The organism is Lelliottia sp. SL45 (assembly GCF_026672535.1).
Lineage (GTDB): Bacteria > Pseudomonadota > Gammaproteobacteria > Enterobacterales > Enterobacteriaceae > Enterobacter > Enterobacter nimipressuralis.
The window spans coordinates 1,155,889-1,179,767 of record NZ_JAPPRH010000003.1; the positions used below are offsets into that span (position 1 = coordinate 1,155,889).

The following is a 23,879-nucleotide window of genomic DNA, read 5'->3' on the forward strand; positions in this document are numbered from 1 at the left end:
ATGTCATACCTGAAAAACTGGTCTGTATGGCTTCGCGGGCGGCAACTGCCCTGCACGGTAGAATATCGCCCGCCCACCATGGCACTGCGGCAGGCTAATTTTCTGGCTTCGGATATGGATGCACCGCAGGGAATTGACGACGGGCTTGAGGCGATGACGGTTTCCCTGAAAATGACCGGTACGGCATCTGAGTTGCTTTTCCTCGGACTCAATACCCGCTTAACCGTGCGTGAGGGCTATACCGAATATGGCGGCGGATACACTGGCGTAGAGGACGTTATTGAGGGGCGTGTTATCCGCCTGGAGCCTGATGCGAGGCCTGCTATGACGCGCGCTGAAACCGGAACCACTGTGACGCTGAATATCGCGTTTTATAAGCGCTCAGTGGACGGGCGTGAGCGCATCCTGCTTATCCCTGGTCAGGGCATCAGGCGCGTCAACGGCATTGATATGCTGTCACTGACCAGCCTGATGGTGCTTGTGAGCTCCACGCAGGCCGACTCAGGCTTTGAGCTGATTGATTTTTTGTCGGAGGGTAACTGATGGATGATTTACTTGAATTTGCACGCGTCCTGCCGGATCTGGGGCTTGCTGCGCTGGACCTGGGCGTAAAGTATCATTTTAAAACAATGATGACGCTCGGCTCCTTTCAGTTCTGCGTGGATGAGGCGGCTTACCAGAGCTTTCAACGCACACTCAGCTGGCGCTGGGGCGAGCAGCAACGCTTCGGTCAGATGGATTCGCTGCAGTACGTCGGTCAGGCCGTGCCGGTGATTAGCTTTTCGGGTGAGGTATTCACGGACAGGCGGCGCGTTTCCGTTCGTCCGCAAGAGTGGGCGATCGGCACCGCTCCGGTGCGCGAGATGTCGCTCATCGGGGACACTGCTTCGCCGCAGTTACTCATCTCCGGCATAGGGGAGATCCTCGGATACTGGGTCGTGACGGATTTTTCAGATACGGCAGATCGCTTTTTGATGGCCGGTTTACCAAAACATCAGCAATTTACGATGACGATTAAATACTATGGCGAAAATATATACGACGCGGGCGGGGGATATGCTGGATGAGATTTGCTGGCGCTTTTACGGAGCAGAGCAGGAAATGATCGCCGTGCTTGAGGCTAATCCTGGTCTGGTTGAGCTCGGCGAAGTCTATCCCGCAGGCATAAAGATAACCCTCCCGGATAAGGTTGCCGCCCCTGCTGCTCAGCCCGCATCACTCTGGAGCTGAGTAACCCCCTGCAATTTTGCAAATTCAGAATGGAGACGATTCGGTGACAAATTCTCGCCCCTGGCTGCCCGCATTTTCCCTTAAGGCCGAAACTAATGACATTACCACTGAAATCAGCCGCTACCTGACCAGCCTCACGCTGGTCGATTATGGCGCAAATGACGAAGATCCTCAGTCTGACAGTCTCACTATTAACCTTGTTTCCCCGACCCTCAAACTCCCGCCGAAGGGAACGCGGCTGACTCTGGCGCTGGGGTTTGATACGAACCTTGTCGAAAAGGGTGTGTTTGTGGTGGATACGGTTGCCCTGCAGGGACCGCCCCGCACAATGACTATTACCGCCCTGGCCGTGCCCGGCGACAACACCAAAGGCGCCGGAACCATGCAGTCCCAGAAGGTGCGACACTGGGAGGGGGTGACGCTGGGCGAGATTGTCACAACTATCGCGAAAGAGAACGGCCTGACACCAAAAATCAGCGCATCGCTGGCATCAGTGAAGCCTGGCTATCTTGATCAGCACAAAGAGAACGATGCGGAGTTTCTGGCGAGACTTGCCAGGCAGTTTGGGGCTGTCAGCAAGGCTGGCGGCGGGTGCTGGATATTTGCGGAGCGGGGTAGCGGCGTCAGTCCTGGCGGCAAAACTCTGCCATCTCTGACCATCACCCCTTCAGGCCAGACGCACTGGCAGTTTTCGCACCGTAGTAAATCAAAAACAAAATCGCGCAGTGCACAGGGAAGCGGTAAGGGGACGATGACTATCAGCTACCTGGATGCGGCTACCGGTAAAACCAGTACGATCAGTTCGGGCAGTGGCGATCCGCATGCTCGCCCCGGCTTTACCCACCCGAGCCGTGCTGCGGCAGAGCAGTACCTTCAGATATTCCAGCGCGAGAGCGTTGCTGCTGATGCACAAAAAGATGAGGGCAAGGAGAAAAAACCGAAGAAGCCAAAGCCTGAATATCTGATGAGCATGTCTGTTTCGATGCCTGCGACCCCGGAATTAATGGCGCTGAGTCCTGAATGCAAAATTACTACAGATGGCTTTGACGAGCAGGCTGACAAGGAATGGGTGGTGGAGAACGTGGCGTTTCACCTTGAGCCCGGCAGCGGGATGAGTATCAGCATGGAGTTGAGGCGATAAAAAAACGCCAGGGAAGGTAAATTTTTTGTCCGAAGCTCGTCCGAATATGTCCGAAATTTTAGGTAACTATATGATTTTTAGTGCATGAAGACGCACCATTAGATGTGTGTTTTTTAATCTTGCTGGTGCGTATCTGTTTGATTATCAATAAAAAAATAAAATGCAGGCATAAACAGGAATCGTATTCGGTCTCTTTTTATCTGCATGAAAGTAAAAGTCTTTTCCTGCTCTCACTCATGACAGATGAGGAACGTCCTGCGCCTCTGATTTAACCATACCACAATCAGACGGGCGAAAGTCCAGCGCTTTTTGGCGGTTTTGTTAAATTTTTGTGCGAAGGCGAACGCCTCCACCCAGATTAAAAGCGAGCGTTAATCGCATCGGCAATTTCATCCAGCAGGCCAAAACGGCGGCGATATTCTGCGCGTTTTTTGCTGGCAATCTCTTCCAGAGATTTACGCTCCATCTGCAGCGGCAACTGCCAGCGGAAGCTGGAGACTTTCTGCCCGTCGATGGAGGCCCAGAATTCGTCGTAGCTGGCGTGGAAATGGCGGCCTTTGCTCAGGCGATAGCGCAGGGCGCGGAAGACGTGCCCTTCGTCGCTGACGCCGTAAATGGATTTTATATCGCTATGAGCGGCGAGGTTAAAAATGACCTCCATCAGCACCCGTTTCGGGAACAGGCCGTGGCAGGCGCGGGTCGCTTTCTTGATCGTTTCACGCGTCACGCCGCGACGCGGGCCTTGCAATCCGCCAATGACCAGCGCCGAATGCTCACCCTCAGGAACCACGCTGAAGGTGAGACTTGCCAGCAGGGTGTCCTCTTCATCACGCAGCCACAGGGTGCTTTCGCCTTCGCGCTCCGCTTTGCTGGCGGACGAGGCATAAACGCTGTAGCGCGCGTCATCTTTGGCCTGGAAGTGAACCACCGGCTGAGCCACCGGATGAGTGAAGGCATTCGCCAGACGGGTATCCGGCAGGGCATCGATCCACTCATAGTGGCGGACGATCGCCTCGGCACGCTGATTCGCATTTATCCCGCGCGTCAGGTACTGACGATGGGTTTTGCTCGGCAGGGTGACCTGCGCTGCCAGCAAACGGTCAAAATCGGCGCGATGAGCCAGCGCACTTAGCATGCGGTTTGTCGAAGACCAGAACAGCAGTGAGCGCAGAAAGAACTTAATCCGATAATCGCGCTTTCTCCAGATTGGGCCAGGGATAAGCTGACCCGTTGTCAGAGAGGAAATAATATTGGCAGGCTGTGCCTCTGGCACATCAATTTGCAGGCTGGTGTTCGACACGATGGTGACCTCTTTAGAATTCTGATTCTATTCTAAGGGCCAGGATGTAACGATTTAAGAGTTGCTAAACCTTTATTTCGACTTCGTTTAATTTCGATTGAAGTTAGCAACATTATGACGCCAGATCCTGAAAATCGGGTATTCGCTATACTTCTTTATGGAGGGGCTATGTACCAAATGCTTGATGGTCAACAGTGGCGTCATATCTGGGTCGTGAGCGACATTCATGGTTGCTACCACCCGCTTATGGATGAATTAAAACAGCGCCATTTTAATCCTTATAAGGATTTGCTTATTTCGGTGGGCGACCTGATCGACCGCGGGCCGGAGAGCGTTAAATCTCTGCAACTTATACGCGAAAAATGGTTTCGCGCGGTGCGAGGGAATCATGAGCAAATGGCGATTGACGCGCTCAATAATAACGATTTTGCTCTCTGGACCCTCAATGGAGGTATATGGTTTTCCCGTCTGACGAACCCGCAAAAATTAGACGCTATTGCATTGCTCGACGCGTGCCGGCAATTACCGCTAATTATTGAAATAATCTGCACCCGCGGGATAAATGTGGTGGCTCATGCCGATTACCCAGCGGACATCTATCTGCGCGGTAAGCCCGTTAATCAGCACCGTGTGCTGTGGGATCGCTCGCGGTTAACGGGCCTGATGGCGGGCAAAGGTGAAGGGATTAGCGGCGCGGATCATTTCTGGTTTGGTCACACGCCGCTTGCGAAGCGCTGTGATTTCGACAATCTGCACTATATCGACACCGGTGCCGTGTTTGGCGGCACGCTGACGCTCGCCCAGCTCCAGTAGCTAAAAGTCACTGTACTCCTGAGCCGGTGTCCAGAAGCTATCGATAAACTCCTCGACAGGGTAACAACCGCCGTGACGAATTCGCTGCTCTTTTTTCGAGGCAACGCACTGCATCTCGGTGTTGTAGACATCAATCACGATGTCGTCGCAGCCGCCGTCCAGGTAACAAACAAACAGTACCAGTGCGAACATCTCATCCTCTGAATCTGGCTTCCGAATGGTTAGTGTAGGGGAGGATTTGTCGCAGGGGAAATCGGGGGCATAAATAACCCGCCTTCGGGCGGGTTCTATTGGTGTCAGGCAAGGCGCATGACCCAGGCATCGGACTGCTGATCGTAATGTTCACGGTATAGCACGGAATGTTCGCCATCCAGGATAGCCGGAATGCTGGTGTCAGCGTCCCAGGCATCAAGCTGCATACATAAATCGGGATCGGATTTACAGGGAATGGTTAACGTTCGATCGCCCTGATTATCGCCGCGCAATTCTGCATCGTCGATCTCAAAAGCGCCAATACGCACGCTGGTTTTCGTCATAATGCTCTCCGCAGGTTTGCTGAAAATCTGGTACGACCAGTGTTGTCGCCCATTTTTCAGCGTAGTGCAGGAGAGCAAAAGTGCCAGTGAAAATGTGCTGTTTTTTATTCGCTGAGATCGTTACCGGTAAACAGGCGACCATCGCGAACCAGTTCACGCGGGTAGCTGTTCTTCAGGCGTGAGCCGACTTTCTTCGCCAGACCCAGCGGGAAACCCTGGTAAGTGACGATCATTTCGTCAGCCGGTGGCGTCTGTTCCGGATAGACGTCGCGGCCGCGATACCACTCTTCTGCCTCTTTGTGGGTCAGTGCAAATGTATTGTCGCTACCGGCGAGGGCGATAACGGCCTCATGCTGCCAGCGATAGCCTTTGTTATGCACTTCGGCCAGGCGCATGCCGATACGGGAGAAGCGCACTTTGCCAATCAGCGGTTCGATCTCGACCGGGAAGAGCCAGATCTCTTTGTCGCGCTGCCACAGGCGAAGGTTTTCATCCCAGTGAAGGCCAACGTTTTGTGCCGCTTCGGTAATCTGCGCGGTTTCACGGCCCTTTAACGGGGCGAATGGGAAATTGCCAACTTTAAATTTAGGTGCCGGTAAGGCGTCGATCGCCGCTGTTTTACGCAGTCGCGCGACGAAGAACCCTTCGCAGTCGAAAATCTGCGGGAACACGTGCAGGAAACCTTCGGGAGTCAGCGCCGCTTTGGCACCCTCGAAAAGCGCATCCAGTGGCAGGAATTCGACGGCCTGCGGATACTGCTCTCTAAGCCACAGACATACGGATTCGTTTTCATCGCGGTTCAGGGTGCAGGTGGAGTAAATCAGCGTTCCACCCGGGCGCAGAGCGTGAAAGGCGCTGTCAATCAGCTCGCGCTGGGTGGCGGCGATCTCCTGATTGCTGGCGACAGACCAGTTTTTAAGCGCATCGGGATCTTTACGCACCACGCCTTCGCCCGAGCACGGGGCGTCCAGCAGGATGGCATCGAAAGATTCTGGCACGGCGGCACCAAAGACGCGGCCATCGAAGTGGGTCAGGGCGACGTTGCTGATCCCACAGCGGCTGATATTCGCATGCAGAACTTTAACCCTGCTCGCTGAAAACTCATTGGCGAGAATTGCGCCCTGATTGCCCATGCGGGCGGCGATCTGTGTGGTTTTAGACCCTGGTGCGGCGGCCACGTCCATTACGCGCATCGGCTGATTTTCGTCGGCAAACAGCGCGGCAACGGGCAGCATGGAGCTGGCTTCCTGAATATAAAACAGCCCGCTTAAATGTTCGGCGGTGCTTCCCAGCGGCAGGGCATCTTCGTCATCACGCTCAATCCAGAATCCTTCCGCACACCAGGGCACCGGCGTGAGTTGCCAGCGGTAGGGCGAAACCAGTGCCAGGAAATCGGCCACGCTGATTTTAAGCGTATTGACGCGGATGCTGCGACGCAGCGGACGCTGGCAGGCGGCGATAAAATCATCCATTGAGAGATGAGCGGGAAGTGCCTCGCGCATGTGCGCCAGGAATTCGTCAGGAAGAAAAGCAGAATGTTGAGCCACGGGCGTACCACAGGGAGTAGATAAGGCGCGCAGTGTACCATAAAGGCTCCGGTGCGTTGACACCGGAGCTGATGATTAACGTGGCAGTGCGGTGCCCCATTCACGCCACTCTTTCGGTTCGCTTTCGAGCAACAGGAAGTGTTTGCCCGGCTGCGCTTTCGGTGCGAGCGGTGTGCCTGGTGGAGTCGCAAAGGCGATCCCGCCGCGAATGAACTGATTAAAGGTCCCAGTTTTCACCACGCCGCCGGTCAGACCGAAATCGAGGGAGTATCCCGATGCCAGCCAGAAGACGGAGTTGTTGCGCACCAGATGCTGGTAGCGCTCGCTGATGCGCAGACCCACCATCACGCGATCTGACAGGGTGCCCAGCGTCAGGCCGGTGACGGTACCCACTTCAATTCCACGGAACAGCACCGGCGTGCCGATACTCATTGAACCGGCTTCCGGGACTTCGACCACAATGCTCAGCCCGTCCAGATAACGCGAGTCAGTGATGGTCGCTTCCTGCAGCTCAAAGTCGCGGCGCACGTTTCCGTTACCCGGCTCGACGTTAATGTACGGCTGGAGAATGGTATCGAGATGTTCAACGCCGGCGGCAGAGATCTGCGGTGTCACTACCGAGAAGCGCGTGCCGTTGCGGGCAAAGTTTTGCATGTACTCCGGATACAGCACCGCAGTGGCCTGCACTTCGTTACGCGCGGTAATCAGGGTCAGCTTCTGGAGCTGCCCGATATCAATGCCCAGATAGCGAATCGGCATCCCTTCAGAGAGCTTGCCCGCATCAAAGGCGTGGAGCGTAATCTGGCCGCCCACTGCGCGCGCCGCCGTTTCTGATGGATAGAGAATGCGTTTATCGCCTTTACGCTGATTGGCCCCTGCGCCGCTTAAATTATCGAAGCTAATGGCACCCCGCAACGCGCGGGAGAGGGGAGAGGCCTGCACGGTCAGGCCGCTACCGTTAAGCTGCACTTTCGCGCCGCCTTCGGCCCAGAAGACGCTGTTGGCGGTCAGCAGATTGCGGTACTCCGGCTTGATATGCAGTTCGATATCAAATGCGTCGGCGCGTGGGCGCACGGTGATCACTTCGCCCACTTCAAACTTGCGGTACAGCACCACGGACCCGGCCTGCACGTCCGGCAGCGTGTCGGCGCGCAGGGTGAGGGTGGTGGTCGGCATATCGCTCAGGCTGTTTTCAATCGCTTTGTCCAGATTGGCGTACAGTGGATAGCTGTCGCGCATCTCACCTTTCTGGCCAGGCAGAATACGAACACCGCCGTTGATCCATTCGCTGGCGCTGGCCCCGAGGAACTCGACGCCGTCCAGCCCGACTTTAACGTCTACCCGGCTGTTAACCACAAATTTGCTGTCGCCGTGTACCAGATCCCGGTATTGCGGATCGATGGCGACGGAGAAAGTGACGCCTTTTTCCGTCAGCTTGCGTTCCAGAACCTGGCCGACCTGCACGCCGTGCAGAATCAGCGGCTGACCGGCTTCGATACCGTAGCTTTCAGGTGCCGTCAGGGTCAGTGTCATTACACCAGGTTTTTGCAGTAAGGCTTTATCGGCAGGGGCGATAACGAAATTGTTGTTAGGCTGGCCTTCCCCTGGGATCAACTCGAAGGTGCTGCCCGTCAGCAGGCTGCTGATGCTGGCGTCACTCAACGAGATTTTCGGGTTCCGCAGCTCGATGCGCGTTTTTTCACGCAGAAGGTCGACCACGCTCGGGTCCACCGTCATTTCGCCGGTCACGGAGCCGCCAGGGTTCAGCGTCAGTTTGGTGAGCTGGCCCACCTGCAATCCCTGATACATTAATGGCGTTGAACCGGCGTTCAGCCCTTTGGCGTCTGAGAGAGCCAGTTTGACAATGACGCCGCGCTGGCTGTGGGCCAGATCGGCGTACAACCCGAAGTTATCATCGGCAGTGGCTGCATCAGAGTTCTCCGGTGAGTCGAAGGCGATAGCCCCATTAACCAGCGCCGCCAGGCTTTCGAGCTTCACTTTCGCGCCGCTGAAACTGACGTCGGCATCCACGCCTGACACATTCCAGAAGCGGCTGCCTTTTTTCACCAGGCCGGTGAAGCGCCGCTCGATCAGCACGTCGATAGTCACGCCCTGTTTGTTGGGGTTAATGGCGTAGTCATACACGCGCCCAACCGGGATTTTTCGGAAGTAGACGATCGATCCGCTGTTGAGCGAGCCTAAGTCCGGCGAATGCAAGTGGATCATCAGATCGCCATTGTTCAGCCGGTATTTTGGCTGGGTGTCCAGCGCGGTGAAATGGTCCTGCGGCTCACCTTTACCGGGCATCATGCCGATATAGTTCCCGCCGACCAGCGCGTCCAGCCCGGAAACGCCCGCCAGAGAGGCCTTAGGTGTCACCAGCCAGAACTGCGTATCACTGCGCAGGGAATCTTGCATATCGGCTTTAATACTGGCGCGAACCTGAATTTTGTTCAGATCTTTACCGAGCCGGATATCCTCGACGGTTCCCACTTCGACGCCCTGGAAGCGCACAGGGGTACGCCCTGCGACGATGCCGTCCGCCGTCTGGAAGTCAATGGTGATGGTATTGCCGCGATCCTGATAGCTCGTCCAGATCAGCCAGCCCGCAATCATCAATGCGATGACGGGCAGCAACCAGAAGGGCGAAATGCGGCGTTTTGTTTTAATTCTCGCTTCAGTCGTCGAAGCGGGCGTTTCCTGACTCATGTGCATCCCAAAGTAAGCGGCTATCCAGCCATTCCACTGCAAGAATAGTCAATATCACCGCAGAGCCGAAATAAAACGCCGCGGGTCCCATGGTAAAAGCGAGTAACTGATCGCGATTGATCAGCGACATCATCAACGAAATAACAAACAGATCGAGCATCGACCAGCGGCCAATCCAGGTCACAAACCGCAGTAACAGGATCCGCGTGCGTAACCCTTGCTCACACTTAAACTGAATGCTGATGAGCAAGGTGAACATAACCAGAACTTTGGTAAAGGGCACAAGGATACTGGCAATAAAGACCACTCCCGCCACGGCAAAGTTACTGCTCGCCAGTGACACAATCCCCGACATGATAGTGTCTTCCTGCCGCGCACCGTTAACGTAAATGATCGAAATCGGTAACAGGTTAGCGGGAAGCAGCAGCACGATGGAGGCAATCAGTGCGGCCCAGCATTTTTGCAGGCTCTGCTTACGGCGCAGACGTAACGGAATGTGACAGCGCGGGCAGCGACCTCGTGCGTCGGGCAGGCCGGTAAAATGACAGCCGAGGCAGACGCGCAGACTGGGATCAGGCCGCGTCGCAGGGCGCTGAGGATAAAAGCGCTCCCAGAGTTGTTCCACATTCAGATGGATCAGCGTCATGATGCTCAGTAATACCAGCGCGACAAAGGCAAACAGGCCGATGCCGGGCTGTAAAAAAGCGTAGTCCTGTACCTTGATCGACGCCACGCCGATGCCGACCAGATAGATATCCAGCATCACCCACTCTTTGAGCTTCTCGAGCATCAGCAGGACCGGGCGGAGATTCATGCCCAGAATATTGCCAAACCAGAGATAGGCAATGGCAGCCACCAGCACTAACGGCGCGCCGACGGTGCAAAACAGCACCATTGCGCCGGTAAGCGGATCGCCCTGCTGGGTCATTTGCCAGATCCCCATCAGCAGGTTGGCGTCGATACGCACGCCGAGCAGGTACAATTTGAGCAGCGGTTCGCCCCAGGCGAAGGGCATCAGCAGGAGCATGGTGACGGCCATCGCCGCCAGACGGGTGAGAGACCAGTCGCGTCCATCGCGAATTTTAGCGTCGCAGCGCGGGCAATACGCACTCTGATGCGATTTCATCTTCGGCAACATAAAAAGCGTATCGCACTGCGGACAACGCTGATAATGTTCACGAGGCAGCGCATCGCTGACCGAGTGGACAGTGATCTTTTTTGCCGGCGTAATTCTTGGAGTATTGAGTGCCATCAGTCGCGCATTAAAGGATTAATTAACGTTATATTAACTCATCTTGGGATTCATCTTGAGAATGAGCGCATTTAATGTTTATTTTATTAGGCTATGCTCTCTTTTTTGTACGACAACCAAGTGATTGATTAATGAACAAAACAGAATTCTACGCGGATTTGAACCGCGATTTCCAGGCATTGATGACAGGTGAGACCAGTTTTTTAGCGACACTGGCCAACACCAGTGCGCTGCTGTTTGAGCGTCTGTCGGATGTGAACTGGGCTGGTTTCTACCTTCTGGAAGGGGAAACGCTGGTGCTCGGGCCCTTCCAGGGCAAGCTTGCCTGCGTGCGGATCCCTGTGGGGCGTGGTGTATGTGGAACTGCGGTGGCGCAAAATCAGGTTCAGCGTGTTGAAGATGTGCATGCCTTCGACGGGCACATTGCGTGCGATTCGGCGAGTAACTCCGAAATCGTTCTGCCGCTGACCGTGAAAAATCAGATTATTGGCGTACTGGATATCGACAGCACGGTCTTTGGACGCTTTAGCGCCGAGGACGAACAAGGGCTGCGCGAACTGGTCGCTAATCTCGAAAACGTATTAAACGCGACCGATTATCAAAAATTCTTTGCGAGCGTCGCAGGATAATCAACGGATAACGTAGCATTTACTGATGGCGTCATTATAATGTCGCCTGTTCATGCCTGCGGCTAGTTGGCAACGTCCGTTGTAATCAGGAAATTTCATGGAAAATCAACCTAAGTTGAACAGTAGTAAAGAAGTCATTGCCTTTCTGGCTGAGCGTTTCCCACAGTGTTTCACTGCTGAAGGCGAAGCTCGTCCCCTGAAAATTGGTATTTTTCAGGATCTGGTAGCGCGCGTTGAGGGTGAGATGAATCTCAGCAAAACTCAACTGCGTTCTGCCTTACGTCTTTATACTTCAAGCTGGCGTTACCTTTACGGTATCAAGCTGGGCGCGACCCGTGTCGATCTCGACGGCAACCCTTGCGGTGAGCTGGACGAGCAGCACGTTGAGCACGCACGTAAGCAGCTTGAAGAGGCCAAAGCGCGTGTTCAGGCACAGCGTGCTGAGCAGCAGGCGAAAAAACGCGAAGCTGCTGCGGCAAATGGCCAGGAAGAAGCGCCTCGCCGTGAGCGTAAACCGCGTCCTGCTCCACGTCGTAGTGAGAACAGCGATCGCAAACCGCGTGCTGATAAACCAGCCGCTAAAGCACAGCGTGCGCCTCGCGAAGAACAACGCCACACTCCAGTTTCTGACATCAACGCCCTGAGCGTCGGTCAGGCTCTGAAGGTGAAAGCGGGTAACAATGCGATGGACGCCACCGTACTCGAAATCACCAAAGATGGCGTTCGTGTACAGCTGACTTCTGGTATGTCAATGATTGTACGCGCAGAACACCTGGTGTTCTGAAACGGAGGCCAAGCCTGGCATGAACACTCTTTTTAAGATCACCGCGCTGGCTGGCCTGTTTGCGATAACAGGCCACGCCTTCGCAGTGGACGATATAACGCGTGCGGATCAAATCCCGGTTTTAAAGGAAGAGACCCAGCACGCAACGGTCAGTGAGCGCGTCACTTCGCGCTTCACCCGTTCACATTATCGTCAGTTCGATCTCGATCAGGCCTTTTCGGCTAAGATTTTCGATCGGTATCTGAACCTGCTGGATTACAGCCACAACGTGCTGCTGGCCAGTGATATTGAACAGTTCGCAAAACGTAAAACCGACGTGGGCGATGAGCTGCGCAGCGGTAAACTCGACCTGTTCTACGATCTCTACAACCTATCCCAGAAGCGTCGTTTTGAACGTTATCAATACGCGCTGAAAGTGCTGGAACGTCCAATGGACTTTACCGGCAACGACAACTTTAATCTTGACCGCAGCAAAGCACCCTGGCCGAAAGATGAAGCCGAGTTGAATGCGCTGTGGGACGGCAAAGTGAAATTCGATGAGCTGAGCCTCAAACTCACCGGTAAAGATGAGAAAGAGATCCGCGAAACGCTGACCCGTCGTTACAAATCAGCCATTCGTCGTCTGGCACAGACCAACAGTGAAGACGTGTTCTCCCTGGCAATGACCGCCTTTGCTCACGAAATCGATCCGCATACTAACTACCTCTCCCCACGCAATACCGAACAATTCAACACTGAGATGAGCCTGTCTCTGGAAGGGATTGGTGCGGTGCTGCAAATGGATGAAGACTATACGGTCATCAACTCCATGGTGGCAGGCGGCCCAGCGTCGAAAAGCAAAGCGATTAGCGTAGGGGATCGTATCGTCGGCGTCGGTCAAACGGGCCAGAACATGGTCGATGTGATCGGCTGGCGTCTGGATGACGTGGTCGCGCAGATCAAAGGCCCGAAAGGCAGCAAGGTTCGCCTTGAGATCCTGCCTGCGGGTAAAGGCACCAAAACCCGTATCGTGACCCTGACGCGTGAGCGCATTCGTCTTGAAGATCGCGCAGTGAAAATGTCCGTGAAAACCGTCGGCAAAGAAAAAGTCGGCGTGCTTGATATTCCGGGCTTCTACGTTGGCCTGACAGACGATGTCAAAGTCCAGCTTCAGAAGCTTGAAAAGCAGAATGTCAGCAGTGTGATCATCGACCTGCGTACCAACGGCGGTGGGGCACTGACCGAAGCGGTTTCGCTTTCTGGTCTGTTTATCCCATCGGGTCCGGTTGTTCAGGTTCGCGATAACAACGGTAAAGTGCGTGAAGACGCCGATACCGATGGCGTCGTGTACTACAAAGGCCCGCTGGTGGTGCTTGTCGATCGCTTTAGCGCCTCAGCATCAGAAATCTTTGCCGCGGCGATGCAGGACTATGGTCGTGCGCTGATTGTGGGTGAACCAACCTTCGGTAAAGGCACGGTGCAGCAGTACCGTTCCCTTAACCGTATTTACGATCAGATGCTGCGTCCTGAGTGGCCTGCGCTGGGTTCCGTACAGTACACCATTCAGAAGTTCTATCGCGTGAATGGCGGCAGTACGCAACGTAAAGGCGTGACCCCGGACATCATGATGCCGACCGGTACCGAAGAGACGGAAACGGGCGAGAAGTTTGAAGACAACGCGTTGCCGTGGGACAGCATTAATGCTGCCACCTTCGTAAAAGCGGGCGACATGACCCAGTTTGGTCCTGAGCTGCTGAAAGCGCATAACGATCGCATCGCGAAAGATCCGGAATTCCAGTACATCATGAAGGACATTGCTCGCTTTAATGCCCTGAAAGAAAAACGGAATATCGTTTCGCTTAACTTCGCTCAGCGTGAAAAAGAGAACAACGAAGATGATGCCACGCGTCTGGCACGCATCAACGATCGCTTTAAACGTGAAGGCAAGCCGTTACTGAAAAACCTGGATGACCTGCCGAAGGATTACCAGGAGCCCGATCCGTATCTGGATGAGACGGTGCATATCGCTCTCGACCTGGCAAACCAGGAAAAGAGCAAGCCCGCCGTTCAGCCCGCTCCGGCAAAATAACACCTCAACAGGCACAAGAAATTGTGCCTGTTTTTTTTAGTTCTGCATCCTCCCGTCAGCAAGCCCATAAACAATGTAAAGTTGTGTCTTTCTGGTGACTTACGCCCCCTGAATCCTTGAAAATGGCCACAATACCCATACGATGTGGGTAATCGCATAGTGCGTTTTGTTAAACAGAGGTTAAAAGAAAATTATGATGCGAATCGCGCTCTTCCTGGTCACCAACCTTGCGGTTATGGTGGTTTTCGGGCTTGTGCTAAGCCTGACAGGGATCCAATCGAGCAGCGTTCAAGGTCTGCTGATTATGGCGCTGCTGTTCGGTTTTGGTGGATCGTTTATTTCGCTGCTGATGTCCAAGTGGATGGCACTGAAATCGGTCGGTGGGGAAGTGATCGAGCAGCCACGTAACGATATGGAACAGTGGCTAATGAATACGGTGGCACAACAGTCTCGCCAGGCGGGTATTGCTATGCCGCAGGTGGCGATTTACCACGCGCCGGACATTAACGCCTTTGCCACCGGTGCACGCCGCGATGCCTCGCTGGTGGCCGTGAGCACCGGTCTGTTGCAGAACATGAGCCGTGACGAAGCGGAAGCGGTTATTGCCCATGAAATCAGCCACATCGCCAACGGTGACATGGTCACCATGACCTTGATTCAGGGCGTGGTAAACACCTTCGTTATCTTCATCTCTCGTATCCTGGCGCAGATTGCTGCCGGATTTATGGGCGGAAATCGTGATGAAGGTGAAGAGAGCAACGGCAACCCGCTGATCTACTTCGCTGTCGCGACAGTGCTGGAGCTGGTATTCGGTATTCTGGCGAGCATTATTACCATGTGGTTCTCCCGTCATCGCGAGTTCCATGCGGATGCGGGCTCGGCAAAACTGGTGGGCCGCGAGAAGATGATTGCTGCGCTGCAGCGTCTGAAAACCAGCTACGAACCGCAGGAAGCAACCAGCATGATGGCATTCTGCATCAATGGTAAATCGAAATCGCTGAGCGAACTGTTCATGACTCACCCGCCGCTGGATAAACGTATCGAAGCGCTGCGCAGTGGGGAATACATCAAGTAAGCGAGCAGTATGAGAAAGAAGCCGGGTTGAGCAGACATTGCCGCCCGGCTTTTTTTATGCCTGAGCTCGGGGTTGCGTCACGCGCAGGCCGCTGATAATGGCGGCGATAGTCGCCAGCGTTCCGGCGGTAAACAGGGCCAGATGCGTGCCATTCTGCCCGGCAAGGTTAAACATCAGCGCCACCAGTGCGGCACCAGAGCTTTGACCTAACAGGCGCGCGGTGCCGAGCATTCCACTGGCGCCGCCGCTGCGATGGCGCGGTGCGGCAGTAATGATGGTGTGGTTGTTCGGTGACTGGAACAGACCAAAACCGGCTCCGCACAGCACCATTCGCCAGATAATATCCAGATCCGTTGGCGCAGAAGGCAACATCGCCAGCGCGAATAGCCCGGTTGCCATCACCACCAGTCCTAACGCACCCAGTAAACCCGCATGAACGCGTTCAATGAGATAGCCCGCAAGCGGTGCCATCACCATGGTTGCCAGCGGCCAGGGGGTCAGCAGCAGCCCGGTCTCCACTTCCGTTCGTCCAATCACGCCTTGCAAGAAAAAGGGCAGCGAAACCAGCGCCAGCATCTGGGCGCAGAACGAGCAGATGGACGTCCCGATGGAAAGAGAAAAGAGCGGAATACGCAGCAGATCAACAGGCAAAAGAGGGACGGGCAACGCCAGCTGACGGCGCACGAAAAAGTAGCCGATGATCAGCATCGCAACGATTTCAGCCGCAATGAGCGTGAGCGATTGTCCCTGAGCAAATCCGCTCAGCGCCGTGATCAGCAGACCAAAGGTCAGGGCATTCATCACTGCGCTGGGAAGATCGAAACGTGGCATAGCACTCTTAGCACTGTTTTCAGGCAAATAGCGCAGGGCAAAGAGCAGGGCGATAATCCCCAGCGGAACGTTAATCAGGAACAGCCACTGCCACGACGCCACCGAGAGAATCGCGGCCGCGATAGTCGGCCCGGCGGCAGACGAGACTGCGACAATGAAAGAGTTAATCCCCATCCCGCGCCCAAGCTGGCGCTGAGGGTATATCAGGCGGATCAGCGCGGTATTGACGCTCATCAGCGCAGCCCCGCCAAACCCCTGCGCAATACGCGCAAATGTCAGGGTGTGCAGTGAGTCAGACAGGGCGCAAAAAAGAGAGGTCAGGGTAAAGACGACCAGCCCGCACTGGTAGACGCGGCGATAGCCGAACATGTCGCCGAGAAACGAGAACGAAAGCAGAGAAACTACGATGGCAATCTGGTAAGCATTGACCACCCAAATGGAACTGGCGGGAGACGCGTGCAGGTCGCTGGCGATGGTCGGGAGCGCCACGTTGGCTATGGCACCATCAAGCACCGCCATTGAAATACCAATGATAATGGTCGCGATCGCGCCGTACCGTTGCGGTAAGGGCAAGCCATCAGAGGACAGTTTTTCCATGGGAAATGAAACGCTCAGAGTGATATTATTATCAGAATCACTATTTTAGCACTGTTATTTCGGTTTTATGTCGCAGATTTGTAACGAAGTAAACGCAGATTGATTGCAGCATCTCGGTCACGAATTTATAATAAAAACCGGTTCTGATTTTTATAAAACACTCTCAATGAGGTGATAAATGGCAATCGCAGATTTGGATAAGCAGCCAGATTCTGTTTCTTCCGTGCTGAAGGTGTTTGGCATCTTACAGGCGCTGGGTGAAGAGCGCGAAATTGGTATTACAGAGTTATCGCAGCGTGTGATGATGTCAAAAAGCACCGTTTATCGCTTTCTGCAAACCATGAAATCCCTGGGTTATGTTGCACAGGAAGGTGAATCAGAGAAATATTCTCTGACCCTGAAACTGTTCGAACTCGGTGCCCGCGCGCTGCAAAACGTCGATCTGATCCGCAGCGCGGATATTCAGATGCGCGAGCTTTCACGCTTAACGAAAGAGACCGTCCACCTGGGCGCGCTGGATGAAGACAGCATTGTCTATATCCATAAAATCGACTCTATGTACAACCTGCGCATGTATTCGCGCATTGGTCGTCGTAACCCGCTCTACAGTACCGCCATCGGTAAAGTGTTGTTGGCGTGGCGCGATCGCGAGGAAGTCAAAGAGATCCTTGAAGGTGTGGAATACAAACGCAGCACCGAGCGCACTATCACCAGCACTGAAGAGTTGCTGGCCGTGCTGGATCACGTGCGTGAGCAGGGTTACGGCGAAGACAATCAGGAGCAGGAAGAGGGGCTGCGTTGTATCGGCGTTCCAGTGTTTGACCGCTTCGGTGTCGTCATTGCAGGCCTGAGCATTTCATTCCCGACGCTGCGCTTCTCTGAAGAGCGTCTGCACGAGTATGTTGCCATGCTGCACACCGCAGCACGCAAGATTTCCGAACAAATGGGTTACAACGACTATCCGTTCTGAATCCGACAATAAAAAACGCCGCTGAAAATGCGGCGTTTCTGTATCTGTGAGTCAATCGACTTATCCGTTGTCGACTACTGTCTGGCTTTTGCGCAGAACCGGGCAGTTTGATAAACCAATAATTCCGCTGTCACTGTGGAGATATTGCGCGGTGCTGGTGCCTCTGGCAGTCAGATATTTACACTGAATCCCCAGTCCTGCCGCATTTTCTGTGCTCCCCACCAGCACGCCGTATCCCGTCAGTAACAAACCAATCCATAAAATGGCCAGGACAATAATTGTCCGAATAATGATGCGCATGAATGCCTCATTTTTTTGCTAATAATGCTGTTAAGCGTAATAGTTTTACTCTATGAAACAAGTGCATGATTCCGAAAATTTTCTGATGCAGGTACAGTTAGCCCTTGTTTAAGATAACCGTGATAACCTGGTCATATCAGGTCAAAAGACGGAGTGTGGAGTGAAAAAGTTTCGCTGGGTAATTCTGGTTGTTGTACTGATTGCCTGTGTCATTTTGTGGACACAGACGATCAATGTCATGTGCGATCAGGATGTACAGTTTTTTAGCGGCATTTGCGCAATAAATCAATTCATCCCCTGGTAGTATTCATTTTTCTAACAGATGGTACCCTTCCTCTGCGTCAGTGCTAAAATGGCGTTTTTATTGAGGTGGTAAAATGGGTGAGTTACTGAATTCGGGGCTACTAAACGTAGCCTCACTGGCGATCTCTCTGGTCGTGATGATTATCGGCCTGGCGCTGTGGTTCTTTGTGAATCGCGCCAGTTCTCGCACGGATGAGCAGATTGAACTGCTGGAAGCGTTGCTTGATCAGCAGAAACGCCAGAATGCGTTGCTGCGTCGTCTGTGCGAAGCTAACGAGCCGGAAGAGAAAGAAGTCCCAAAAGCCGCTGAAGCAGTGGTAAACGAAGACGAAGATGATTTCATTCGTCTGGTGGCTGAACGCTAACGGATGAGCGGGGGAGGTGGCTGTGGTCTGGAAAAATCCCTGGTATAACCCCTCCCTGAAACATCATGCTCCCGATGGGTTTCGCAACCTCGACTTTACTGGCCATCAGCCCGGTGACGTCGAGCGGTGGCGCAAGGAGCGCAAAGCGGCGGGATTACCCAAACCGCCCACGCAGGGTTATGACGAATTTATTCGCCAGTGGTGGCAGCCTGCCGAACTGAACGACCGGCCAGAAGATGGCGTCTGGTGGCTGGGGCATGCCAGTGTGCTGCTGCGTTTAAGCGGGCAATATTTGCTGACCGATCCTGTTTTTTCCCGACGCGCCTCGCCGCTCCCCTTTTTTGGACCGCAACGCAAGACACCCCCGGTTTTAACCGTCGACACGCTTCCACACATTGATGCGTTGGTGATTTCCCACAACCATTACGATCATCTCGATTCCGCTACTGTCCGCCACCTGTTGCGGCGTTTCCCTGAACTCACTGTATTTGTGCCGCTGGGCCTCGGCGACTGGTTTCGTCGTCGCGGTGCTAAAAATATTCTTGAGCTGGACTGGTGGCAGAGCGCTGTGTTTCAGGGGATTACGCTTACCGCCGTTCCGGCCCAGCACTGGAGTATGCGCACTTTCTGGGACAGAAATCGCTCATTGTGGTGCGGCTGGGTATTTGAGGAAGCAGATCAGCGTTTTTGGTTTAGCGGTGATACGGGTTATACGCCAGATTTGCTCGCCATCCCGCAGCGCTTGGGGCAGATTACCGCCGCCGCGCTGCCCGCCGGGGCGTATGCACCACGCTGGTTCATGTCGGCCCACCATATGGATCCGCAATCTGCCATCAAGCTCTGGCAGCAAATGGGAATGCCGCTCGCATTTCCGATCCACTGGGGTGTGTTCGAGCTGGCCGACGAGTCCCTCGACGAGCCGGTGATGGAGCTTACTCAGGCGCTGGAAAATGAAGCGGGGATTAACGACAAGTTTAGAATATTGAAAATTGGTCAATATTTATCCCTGTGATCTAATACCGCCTCGCTGAATATATTCTCTATTCCAACCCTGTCCCTCAGATGTATTTCCATCGAAACGTTTTTCTTGCTTTCTTTTGCACCAGGATGAAAGACGTTTCATTATTTTGGTGCAATACACCAAACTGTCATCTCCGACATATATGATGAAGCCGCACAATTTATAGCCGGTTTATTTCAGTGTAAAACTCAAAACCTTACGTTGATTTCAGCATAACTTTTCGCAAATTGTTCTAACTCAATCATTGCATTCATTAAACTTTCGGCACTGGCTGGATCTATATCAAAGATTGAGCTAAGGTAAAATTGCTTTAGATTACAGGCGCTACGCTGGCGCCTGTCTTGCGGTTCGCTTTGGTCTGTCGGCGGCAGTGCGCGCATGCAGTTGCGCATAATGTCGCAGGCTGAGATCGGAGTTTGTGCGGCGGATCTAGACACGTTTAAAAATGGCTTGCCATAATTATCGTTGTATGTAATAACACGTTTTGGGTCAAACGAGGTACAGTTCTGTTTATGTGTGGCATTTTCAGTAAAGAAGTCCTGAGTAAACACGTTGTCGTTGAATACCGCTTCTCTGCCGAACCTTATATTAGTGCCTCAAGCAGTAATGTCTCAGTTTTATCTATGTCAATGCCTGCGGGCTAAGAAAACAATCTAAGGAATTTTGCAAATGGCAAAGATTAAAGGTCAAGTTAAGTGGTTCAACGAGTCTAAAGGTTTTGGTTTCATTACTCCTGCTGACGGCAGCAAAGACGTGTTCGTACACTTCTCTGCAATCCAGGGTAACGGCTTCAAAACTCTGGCTGAAGGCCAGAACGTTGAGTTCGAAATTCAGGACGGCCAGAAAGGTCCGGCTGCTGTTAACGTAACCGCTATCTGATCGAATCCCTGCTGACTTAGAAGCGCTACGGCGCCTCACACTCAGACATCAAGCCTCGCGTATGCGGGGCTTTTTTAATCCTCTTTTTTCAAAATGTTACCCCGTTCGCTTCTGTTCGTAGTTTGTTGCAAAGCTGCGAGATTAGAAGCATTGTTTTCGCACCTAATGTCACGTTTTTCCCGTTAAATCAGGGCGTTGTTAATCTGACCTGGAGTCCGGGTGAAAAAGAAAACCTCTGATCCTGCCGGAAACTTCACCCCGGCGCGTTTTGTCCTGCTGTGTATCGCCATTTTAGGCAGTCTGGCCTTTCTGCTGGGACGCGTCGCATGGCTGCAAATCATCAAGCCTGACAACCTGGTAAAACAGGAAGATATGCGATCTCTGCGCGAAGTGGCGATTAACGCTCCGCGTGGGATGATCACCGATCGCGAAGGCCGTCCGCTGGCGGTGAGTGTGCCGGTACAGGCCGTGTGGGCCGATCCGAAAACGGTGCTGGCGAAAGGCGGCGTCGGTTTTGATGACCGCTGGCAGGCGCTTGCCAGTGCGCTGCATATTTCGCTGAGCAGCCTGGCTGCGCGGATCAACAGTACCCCTCAGGGGCGCTTTATTTACCTTGCCCGTCAGGTTGACCCTTCTCAGGCGCAGTGGATCGATAAGCTCAACCTGCCGGGGATCAATCTACGCGACGAATCGCGCCGTTTTTATCCCGCCGGGCATGTGGCGGCCAATTTGCTCGGATTCACTAACATCGACGGGCAGGGGATTGAAGGCGTAGAAAAGAGTTTCAACGCGCAGCTGACCGGTAAACCTGGTGTGCGGCGGGTGAGGGAAGATCGCTACGGTCACGTGATCGAGAATCTAACGGAGGTCTCGCCGGTTCCTGCGCACAATATCCAGCTGAGCATCGACGAGCGACTCCAGACCATCACCGAAGACGCACTGGACAACGCCGTCGCGTGGAACAAAGCTGAGTCGGGCGCGGCGGTGCTGATCAATGTACAAACCGGGGAAATTCTCTCAATGGCGAGTTTCCCGGATTTCAACCCGAATAACAGGGAAGGGGCCACGCTGAATGATTTCCGTAATCGGGCGATCAGCGACACCTTCGAACCGGGATCAACCGTCAAACCGCTGGTTTTAATGACCGCGCTACAGCAGGGCCTCGTCCAGCCCGACAGCGTAATTGATACCCATCCCTATACGCTCGACGGCCACCGCATTCGCGACGTCGGCTACTATCCGGAGCTGTCCCTTACCGGCATCCTGCAAAAATCGAGCGATACGGGCGTCTCCCGTCTGTCACTGGCGATGCCGATTCAGCATCTGCTGGATACCTATCAGGGCTTCGGTTTTGGGACGTCCACCGGGCTGGGGCTGACCGGGGAGAGCAGCGGCCTGTTACCGCAACGTAAATTCTGGAGTCAGCTCGATCGCGCCACCTTTGCGTTTGGCTATGGCCTGATGGTCACGCCGCTGCAGCTGGCGCATGTGTATGCCACTATCGGCAGCTATGGCCTGGAGCGGCCGCTGTCGATCACGCGAATCGATCCACCGGTTATGGGGCACCAGGTGATGCCGGAAGATATTGTGCATCAGGTGGAACATATGATGGAAAGCGTCGCGCTGCCGGGCGGTGGCGGAATTAAAGCGGCGGTACGCGATTATCGGGTGGCCATAAAAACCGGTACCGCGAAAAAGATTGGTGATGACGGAAAGTATATCGATAAATATGTCGCATACACGGCAGGCGTGGCGCCAGCCAGTCATCCGATGTTTGCCCTGGCTGTGGTGATCAACGATCCACAAAACGGGAGCTATTACGGCGGGGCGGTCTCTGCACCGGTATTCAGCCAGATTATGGGAGATGTTTTGCGCATTGAGAACGTTGAGCCGGACGGTTTGCCGCCTGATTCGAACCATCTTATCCTGATGCGTTAAGCCAGGCGTTTTATACCAGGGCGAATAGCGGTACACTTTCGCCCTTTGATATTGTCTGGAGTTACCATGTCATTCAGTTGTCCCTTATGCCACGCGCTGCTGACGCACGACGAAAATAGCTATACCTGTCCGCAGGGGCACCGGTTTGACAAGGCGAAAGAAGGGTATGTGAATTTGCTGCCCGTTCAGCACAAACGCTCGCGCGATCCGGGTGATTCCGCTGAGATGATGCAGGCGCGCCGCGCGTTTCTCGACGCCGGGCATTATCAGCCGCTGCGCGACGCTGTCGCTGAGTGGTTCGCCACAATACTTGAGCAGAATGCCACTTCTGTGCTCGATATTGGCTGCGGAGAAGGCTATTACACGGCGGCATTTGCCCAGGTAGCCAGCGAAAAAGGCGCGCAAACAGTCGGCCTGGATGTGTCGAAATCAGCGATCCGTGCGGCGGCGAAGCGCTATCCGCAGGTCACTTTCTGCGTCGCCTCCAGCCATCGATTGCCGTTTGACGATGCCAGCCAGGACGCCATTATCCGTATCTACGCCCCGTGCAAGGCAGAAGAGCTGGCGCGAGTGGTTAAACCGGGCGGATGGGTCATTACTGTAACCCCAGGGCCAAAACACCTGATGGAAATGAAAGGGCTGATTTACGATGAGGTTCGCCTGCATGCGCCGCATTCTGAACAGCTTAGCGGTTTTACACTGCGCCACGCGCAGTCATTGGGCTATGAAATGAGCCTGACGGGTGAAGAGGCAGTGGCGCTGTTACAGATGACGCCATTTGCGTGGCGGGCCAAACCGGAAGTGTGGGAAACCTTAGGAAAGCAAGACGTGTTCCGCTGCCAGACAGATTTTAGTCTTCACTGCTGGCAGCGCGAGAGTTAACCGTAGAAGTGCGACCAAAGAATCTGACCGCCAATCCCGATTAAAACAATACCGCCCAGAATTTCGGCTCGCTTACCTAACAGCGGGCCGATAAATCGCCCGACCATCATTCCCAGCGTCGACATAATCAACGTCGCGCAGCCGATAGCCAGCGCTGTGGCGATAATATTGACCTGCAAGAATGCCAGACCGACGCCGACTGCCATCGCATCCAGACTGGTGGCGATCGCGGTGGTGACCAGCAGCCAGAAGCCGTGGCGATGGATCGGCGCGTCATCTTCATCGGAATTACCGCGGCAGCCTTCGATAACCATTCGCCCGCCGAGGAACGCCAGCAGAATAAAGGCAATCCAGTGGTTCCATTCCAGCACAAACTGACTGGCGAGCATGCCAAGCGCCCAGCCGATCAGCGGAGTGAGGGTTTCGATAGCGCCAAAGATAAGACCTGTACGAAGGGCTTCTGAGAATTTAGGTTTGTGGAGTGTGGCACCTTTACCGATGGAAGCAGCGAAAGCGTCCATGGACATGCCGAAAGCGAGAAGGATCGTTGCAGAGATATTCATTTAAAGCGTCCAGACCGGGGATATCCATATGACACATCACTGCCCCCAGTAAACAGCAGTTGATGTCTCAATGGTCTCGCCTGATCACAGTGCACATGAACTGACTGTGCAGAAAACGATCCGTACGCACCACGTTTTTCAACGAG

At 54.1% G+C, this 23,879-nt stretch carries 26 protein-coding genes and 1 pseudogene; 17 read left to right on the forward strand and 10 right to left on the reverse strand.

The features are described 5' to 3' along the window. Genes OVA10_RS11510 through OVA10_RS11525 form a run of 4 tightly spaced genes read left to right on the forward strand, consistent with a single transcriptional unit; the run spans position 1 to position 2,371 of the window. Positions 1–543: a phage major tail tube protein gene (locus OVA10_RS11510; protein WP_268195976.1), complete on the forward strand. Its 543-nt coding sequence runs from the start codon at positions 1–3 to the stop codon at positions 541–543. Continuing rightward, positions 543–1,067, forward strand: coding sequence for a phage tail protein (locus tag OVA10_RS11515; protein WP_268195977.1), 525 nt, complete (start codon positions 543–545; stop codon positions 1,065–1,067). The genes OVA10_RS11510 and OVA10_RS11515 overlap by 1 nt, the downstream gene beginning before the upstream one ends. Further along, entirely contained in the window at positions 1,057–1,230 is a 174-nt protein-coding gene (locus OVA10_RS11520; RefSeq protein WP_420489092.1) for a tail protein X, read from the forward strand. The genes OVA10_RS11515 and OVA10_RS11520 overlap by 11 nt, the downstream gene beginning before the upstream one ends. A 43-nt stretch (positions 1,231–1,273) precedes the next feature. After that, positions 1,274–2,371: a contractile injection system protein, VgrG/Pvc8 family gene (locus OVA10_RS11525; protein WP_268195978.1), complete on the forward strand. Its 1,098-nt coding sequence runs from the start codon at positions 1,274–1,276 to the stop codon at positions 2,369–2,371. Positions 2,372–2,729: 358 nt separating this feature from the next. Here OVA10_RS11525 and OVA10_RS11530 read toward each other — a convergent pair whose 3' ends face one another. Continuing rightward, positions 2,730–3,671: a VirK/YbjX family protein gene (locus OVA10_RS11530; protein ID WP_100779799.1), complete on the reverse strand. Its 942-nt coding sequence runs from the start codon at positions 3,669–3,671 to the stop codon at positions 2,730–2,732. 168 nt (positions 3,672–3,839) lie between these two features. Here OVA10_RS11530 and pphA point away from each other — a divergent pair, with 168 nt between their 5' ends. Continuing rightward, a complete protein-coding gene (gene pphA, locus OVA10_RS11535; RefSeq protein ID WP_268195979.1) occupies positions 3,840–4,484 on the forward strand; it encodes a protein-serine/threonine phosphatase in 645 nt (214 codons plus the stop codon). Here pphA and OVA10_RS11540 read toward each other — a convergent pair whose 3' ends face one another. The 5 genes from OVA10_RS11540 to yebS all read right to left on the reverse strand — a co-directional run bounded on the left by OVA10_RS11540 (position 4,485) and on the right by yebS (position 10,528). Further along, positions 4,485–4,676: a YebW family protein gene (locus tag OVA10_RS11540; protein WP_100779801.1), complete on the reverse strand. Its 192-nt coding sequence runs from the start codon at positions 4,674–4,676 to the stop codon at positions 4,485–4,487. A 104-nt stretch (positions 4,677–4,780) separates the two neighbouring features. Next, complete coding sequence (locus OVA10_RS11545; RefSeq protein WP_100779802.1) at positions 4,781–5,020, reverse strand: YebV family protein; 240 nt, start codon at positions 5,018–5,020, stop codon at positions 4,781–4,783. 104 nt (positions 5,021–5,124) lie between these two features. Continuing rightward, entirely contained in the window at positions 5,125–6,567 is a 1,443-nt protein-coding gene (rsmF, locus tag OVA10_RS11550; RefSeq protein WP_268195980.1) for a 16S rRNA (cytosine(1407)-C(5))-methyltransferase RsmF, read from the reverse strand. Positions 6,568–6,642: 75 nt separating this feature from the next. Then, positions 6,643–9,276 carry a PqiB family protein gene (locus OVA10_RS11555; RefSeq protein WP_100779804.1) on the reverse strand — a complete coding sequence of 878 codons (2,634 nt, stop codon included), beginning with the start codon at positions 9,274–9,276 and terminating at the stop codon, positions 6,643–6,645. Continuing rightward, positions 9,245–10,528, reverse strand: a complete 1,284-nt coding sequence (gene yebS, locus OVA10_RS11560) for a membrane integrity lipid transport subunit YebS (protein WP_100779805.1) — start codon at positions 10,526–10,528, stop codon at positions 9,245–9,247. The genes OVA10_RS11555 and yebS overlap by 32 nt, the downstream gene beginning before the upstream one ends. A 131-nt stretch (positions 10,529–10,659) precedes the next feature. Between yebS and OVA10_RS11565 the strand changes: the two genes are divergently transcribed. The 4 genes from OVA10_RS11565 (at position 10,660) to htpX (ending at position 15,084) form a co-directional block, all read left to right on the forward strand. Further along, on the forward strand, positions 10,660–11,157 hold the full coding sequence (locus OVA10_RS11565) for a GAF domain-containing protein (protein ID WP_100779806.1): 498 nt from the start codon (positions 10,660–10,662) through the stop codon (positions 11,155–11,157). Positions 11,158–11,254: 97 nt separating this feature from the next. Beyond that, entirely contained in the window at positions 11,255–11,941 is a 687-nt protein-coding gene (gene proQ, locus OVA10_RS11570) for an RNA chaperone ProQ (protein WP_100779807.1), read from the forward strand. A gap of 19 nt (positions 11,942–11,960) precedes the next feature. Continuing rightward, positions 11,961–14,009: a carboxy terminal-processing peptidase gene (gene prc, locus OVA10_RS11575; protein WP_100779808.1), complete on the forward strand. Its 2,049-nt coding sequence runs from the start codon at positions 11,961–11,963 to the stop codon at positions 14,007–14,009. 193 nt (positions 14,010–14,202) lie between these two features. Then, positions 14,203–15,084 (forward strand): protease HtpX, encoded by an 882-nt coding sequence (gene htpX / locus OVA10_RS11580; RefSeq protein WP_100779809.1) that lies wholly within the window; start codon positions 14,203–14,205, stop codon positions 15,082–15,084. A gap of 54 nt (positions 15,085–15,138) precedes the next feature. On the opposite strand, the gene OVA10_RS11585 is transcribed toward htpX, so the two are convergent. Then, positions 15,139–16,512 carry an MFS transporter gene (locus OVA10_RS11585; protein ID WP_100779810.1) on the reverse strand — a complete coding sequence of 458 codons (1,374 nt, stop codon included), beginning with the start codon at positions 16,510–16,512 and terminating at the stop codon, positions 15,139–15,141. Between the two features lie 178 nt (positions 16,513–16,690). Between OVA10_RS11585 and kdgR the strand changes: the two genes are divergently transcribed. Further along, the gene (gene kdgR, locus OVA10_RS11590; protein ID WP_100779811.1) at positions 16,691–17,482 is read left to right on the forward strand and encodes a DNA-binding transcriptional regulator KdgR; all 792 of its coding nucleotides are present in this window, start codon (positions 16,691–16,693) and stop codon (positions 17,480–17,482) included. Positions 17,483–17,542: 60 nt separating this feature from the next. On the opposite strand, the gene OVA10_RS11595 is transcribed toward kdgR, so the two are convergent. Further along, positions 17,543–17,782: a YobH family protein gene (locus OVA10_RS11595; RefSeq protein WP_102103968.1), complete on the reverse strand. Its 240-nt coding sequence runs from the start codon at positions 17,780–17,782 to the stop codon at positions 17,543–17,545. 160 nt (positions 17,783–17,942) lie between these two features. Between OVA10_RS11595 and mgrB the strand changes: the two genes are divergently transcribed. The 3 genes from mgrB (at position 17,943) to OVA10_RS11610 (ending at position 19,462) form a co-directional block, all read left to right on the forward strand. Further along, positions 17,943–18,086, forward strand: coding sequence for a PhoP/PhoQ regulator MgrB (gene mgrB / locus OVA10_RS11600; RefSeq protein ID WP_100779813.1), 144 nt, complete (start codon positions 17,943–17,945; stop codon positions 18,084–18,086). Positions 18,087–18,159: 73 nt separating this feature from the next. After that, positions 18,160–18,450 (forward strand): YebO family protein, encoded by a 291-nt coding sequence (locus tag OVA10_RS11605; RefSeq protein ID WP_107703371.1) that lies wholly within the window; start codon positions 18,160–18,162, stop codon positions 18,448–18,450. 22 nt (positions 18,451–18,472) lie between these two features. After that, positions 18,473–19,462: an MBL fold metallo-hydrolase gene (locus OVA10_RS11610; RefSeq protein ID WP_268195981.1), complete on the forward strand. Its 990-nt coding sequence runs from the start codon at positions 18,473–18,475 to the stop codon at positions 19,460–19,462. 197 nt (positions 19,463–19,659) lie between these two features. Here OVA10_RS11610 and OVA10_RS11615 read toward each other — a convergent pair whose 3' ends face one another. After that, entirely contained in the window at positions 19,660–20,022 is a 363-nt protein-coding gene (locus OVA10_RS11615) for a hypothetical protein (protein ID WP_268196926.1), read from the reverse strand. On the opposite strand from OVA10_RS11615, the pseudogene OVA10_RS11620 reads away from it, so the two are divergent. The 4 genes and pseudogenes from OVA10_RS11620 (at position 19,984) to rlmA (ending at position 23,170) form a co-directional block, all read left to right on the forward strand. Beyond that, positions 19,984–20,128, forward strand: a pseudogene (locus tag OVA10_RS11620) (DUF2627 domain-containing protein). The gene OVA10_RS11615 and the pseudogene OVA10_RS11620 sit on opposite strands and share 39 nt — an antisense overlap. Positions 20,129–20,140: 12 nt before the next feature. Beyond that, the gene (gene cspE, locus OVA10_RS11625) at positions 20,141–20,350 is read left to right on the forward strand and encodes a transcription antiterminator/RNA stability regulator CspE (RefSeq protein WP_001062678.1); all 210 of its coding nucleotides are present in this window, start codon (positions 20,141–20,143) and stop codon (positions 20,348–20,350) included. A 219-nt stretch (positions 20,351–20,569) separates the two neighbouring features. Then, positions 20,570–22,288, forward strand: coding sequence for a peptidoglycan glycosyltransferase FtsI (gene ftsI, locus OVA10_RS11630; protein ID WP_268195982.1), 1,719 nt, complete (start codon positions 20,570–20,572; stop codon positions 22,286–22,288). A 66-nt stretch (positions 22,289–22,354) separates the two neighbouring features. Continuing rightward, positions 22,355–23,170: a 23S rRNA (guanine(745)-N(1))-methyltransferase gene (rlmA, locus tag OVA10_RS11635; protein WP_123427605.1), complete on the forward strand. Its 816-nt coding sequence runs from the start codon at positions 22,355–22,357 to the stop codon at positions 23,168–23,170. Here the strand turns inward: rlmA and mntP are convergent. Beyond that, positions 23,167–23,733, reverse strand: a complete 567-nt coding sequence (gene mntP, locus OVA10_RS11640; RefSeq protein WP_102103963.1) for a manganese efflux pump MntP — start codon at positions 23,731–23,733, stop codon at positions 23,167–23,169. The genes rlmA and mntP overlap by 4 nt on opposite strands. Between the last annotated feature and the right edge of the window lie 146 nt (positions 23,734–23,879).

Bases quoted from the DNA above. Each gene is read 5' to 3' on its own strand.
- OVA10_RS11510 (WP_268195976.1), top strand. From the start codon at position 1: ATGTCATACCTGAAAAACTGGTCTGTATGGCTTCGCGGGCGGCAACTG.
- OVA10_RS11515 (WP_268195977.1), top strand. From the start codon at position 543: ATGGATGATTTACTTGAATTTGCACGCGTCCTGCCGGATCTGGGGCTT.
- OVA10_RS11520 (WP_420489092.1), top strand. From the start codon at position 1,057: ATGCTGGATGAGATTTGCTGGCGCTTTTACGGAGCAGAGCAGGAAATG.
- pphA (WP_268195979.1), top strand. From the start codon at position 3,840: ATGTACCAAATGCTTGATGGTCAACAGTGGCGTCATATCTGGGTCGTG.
- OVA10_RS11540 (WP_100779801.1), bottom strand. From the start codon at position 4,676: ATGTTCGCACTGGTACTGTTTGTTTGTTACCTGGACGGCGGCTGCGAC.
- OVA10_RS11545 (WP_100779802.1), bottom strand. From the start codon at position 5,020: ATGACGAAAACCAGCGTGCGTATTGGCGCTTTTGAGATCGACGATGCA.
- OVA10_RS11555 (WP_100779804.1), bottom strand. From the start codon at position 9,276: ATGAGTCAGGAAACGCCCGCTTCGACGACTGAAGCGAGAATTAAAACA.
- yebS (WP_100779805.1), bottom strand. From the start codon at position 10,528: ATGGCACTCAATACTCCAAGAATTACGCCGGCAAAAAAGATCACTGTC.
- OVA10_RS11565 (WP_100779806.1), top strand. From the start codon at position 10,660: ATGAACAAAACAGAATTCTACGCGGATTTGAACCGCGATTTCCAGGCA.
- proQ (WP_100779807.1), top strand. From the start codon at position 11,255: ATGGAAAATCAACCTAAGTTGAACAGTAGTAAAGAAGTCATTGCCTTT.
- prc (WP_100779808.1), top strand. From the start codon at position 11,961: ATGAACACTCTTTTTAAGATCACCGCGCTGGCTGGCCTGTTTGCGATA.
- htpX (WP_100779809.1), top strand. From the start codon at position 14,203: ATGATGCGAATCGCGCTCTTCCTGGTCACCAACCTTGCGGTTATGGTG.
- OVA10_RS11585 (WP_100779810.1), bottom strand. From the start codon at position 16,512: ATGGAAAAACTGTCCTCTGATGGCTTGCCCTTACCGCAACGGTACGGC.
- kdgR (WP_100779811.1), top strand. From the start codon at position 16,691: ATGGCAATCGCAGATTTGGATAAGCAGCCAGATTCTGTTTCTTCCGTG.
- OVA10_RS11595 (WP_102103968.1), bottom strand. From the start codon at position 17,782: ATGCGCATCATTATTCGGACAATTATTGTCCTGGCCATTTTATGGATT.
- OVA10_RS11605 (WP_107703371.1), top strand. From the start codon at position 18,160: ATGGGTGAGTTACTGAATTCGGGGCTACTAAACGTAGCCTCACTGGCG.
- cspE (WP_001062678.1), top strand. From the start codon at position 20,141: ATGGCAAAGATTAAAGGTCAAGTTAAGTGGTTCAACGAGTCTAAAGGT.
- rlmA (WP_123427605.1), top strand. From the start codon at position 22,355: ATGTCATTCAGTTGTCCCTTATGCCACGCGCTGCTGACGCACGACGAA.
- mntP (WP_102103963.1), bottom strand. From the start codon at position 23,733: ATGAATATCTCTGCAACGATCCTTCTCGCTTTCGGCATGTCCATGGAC.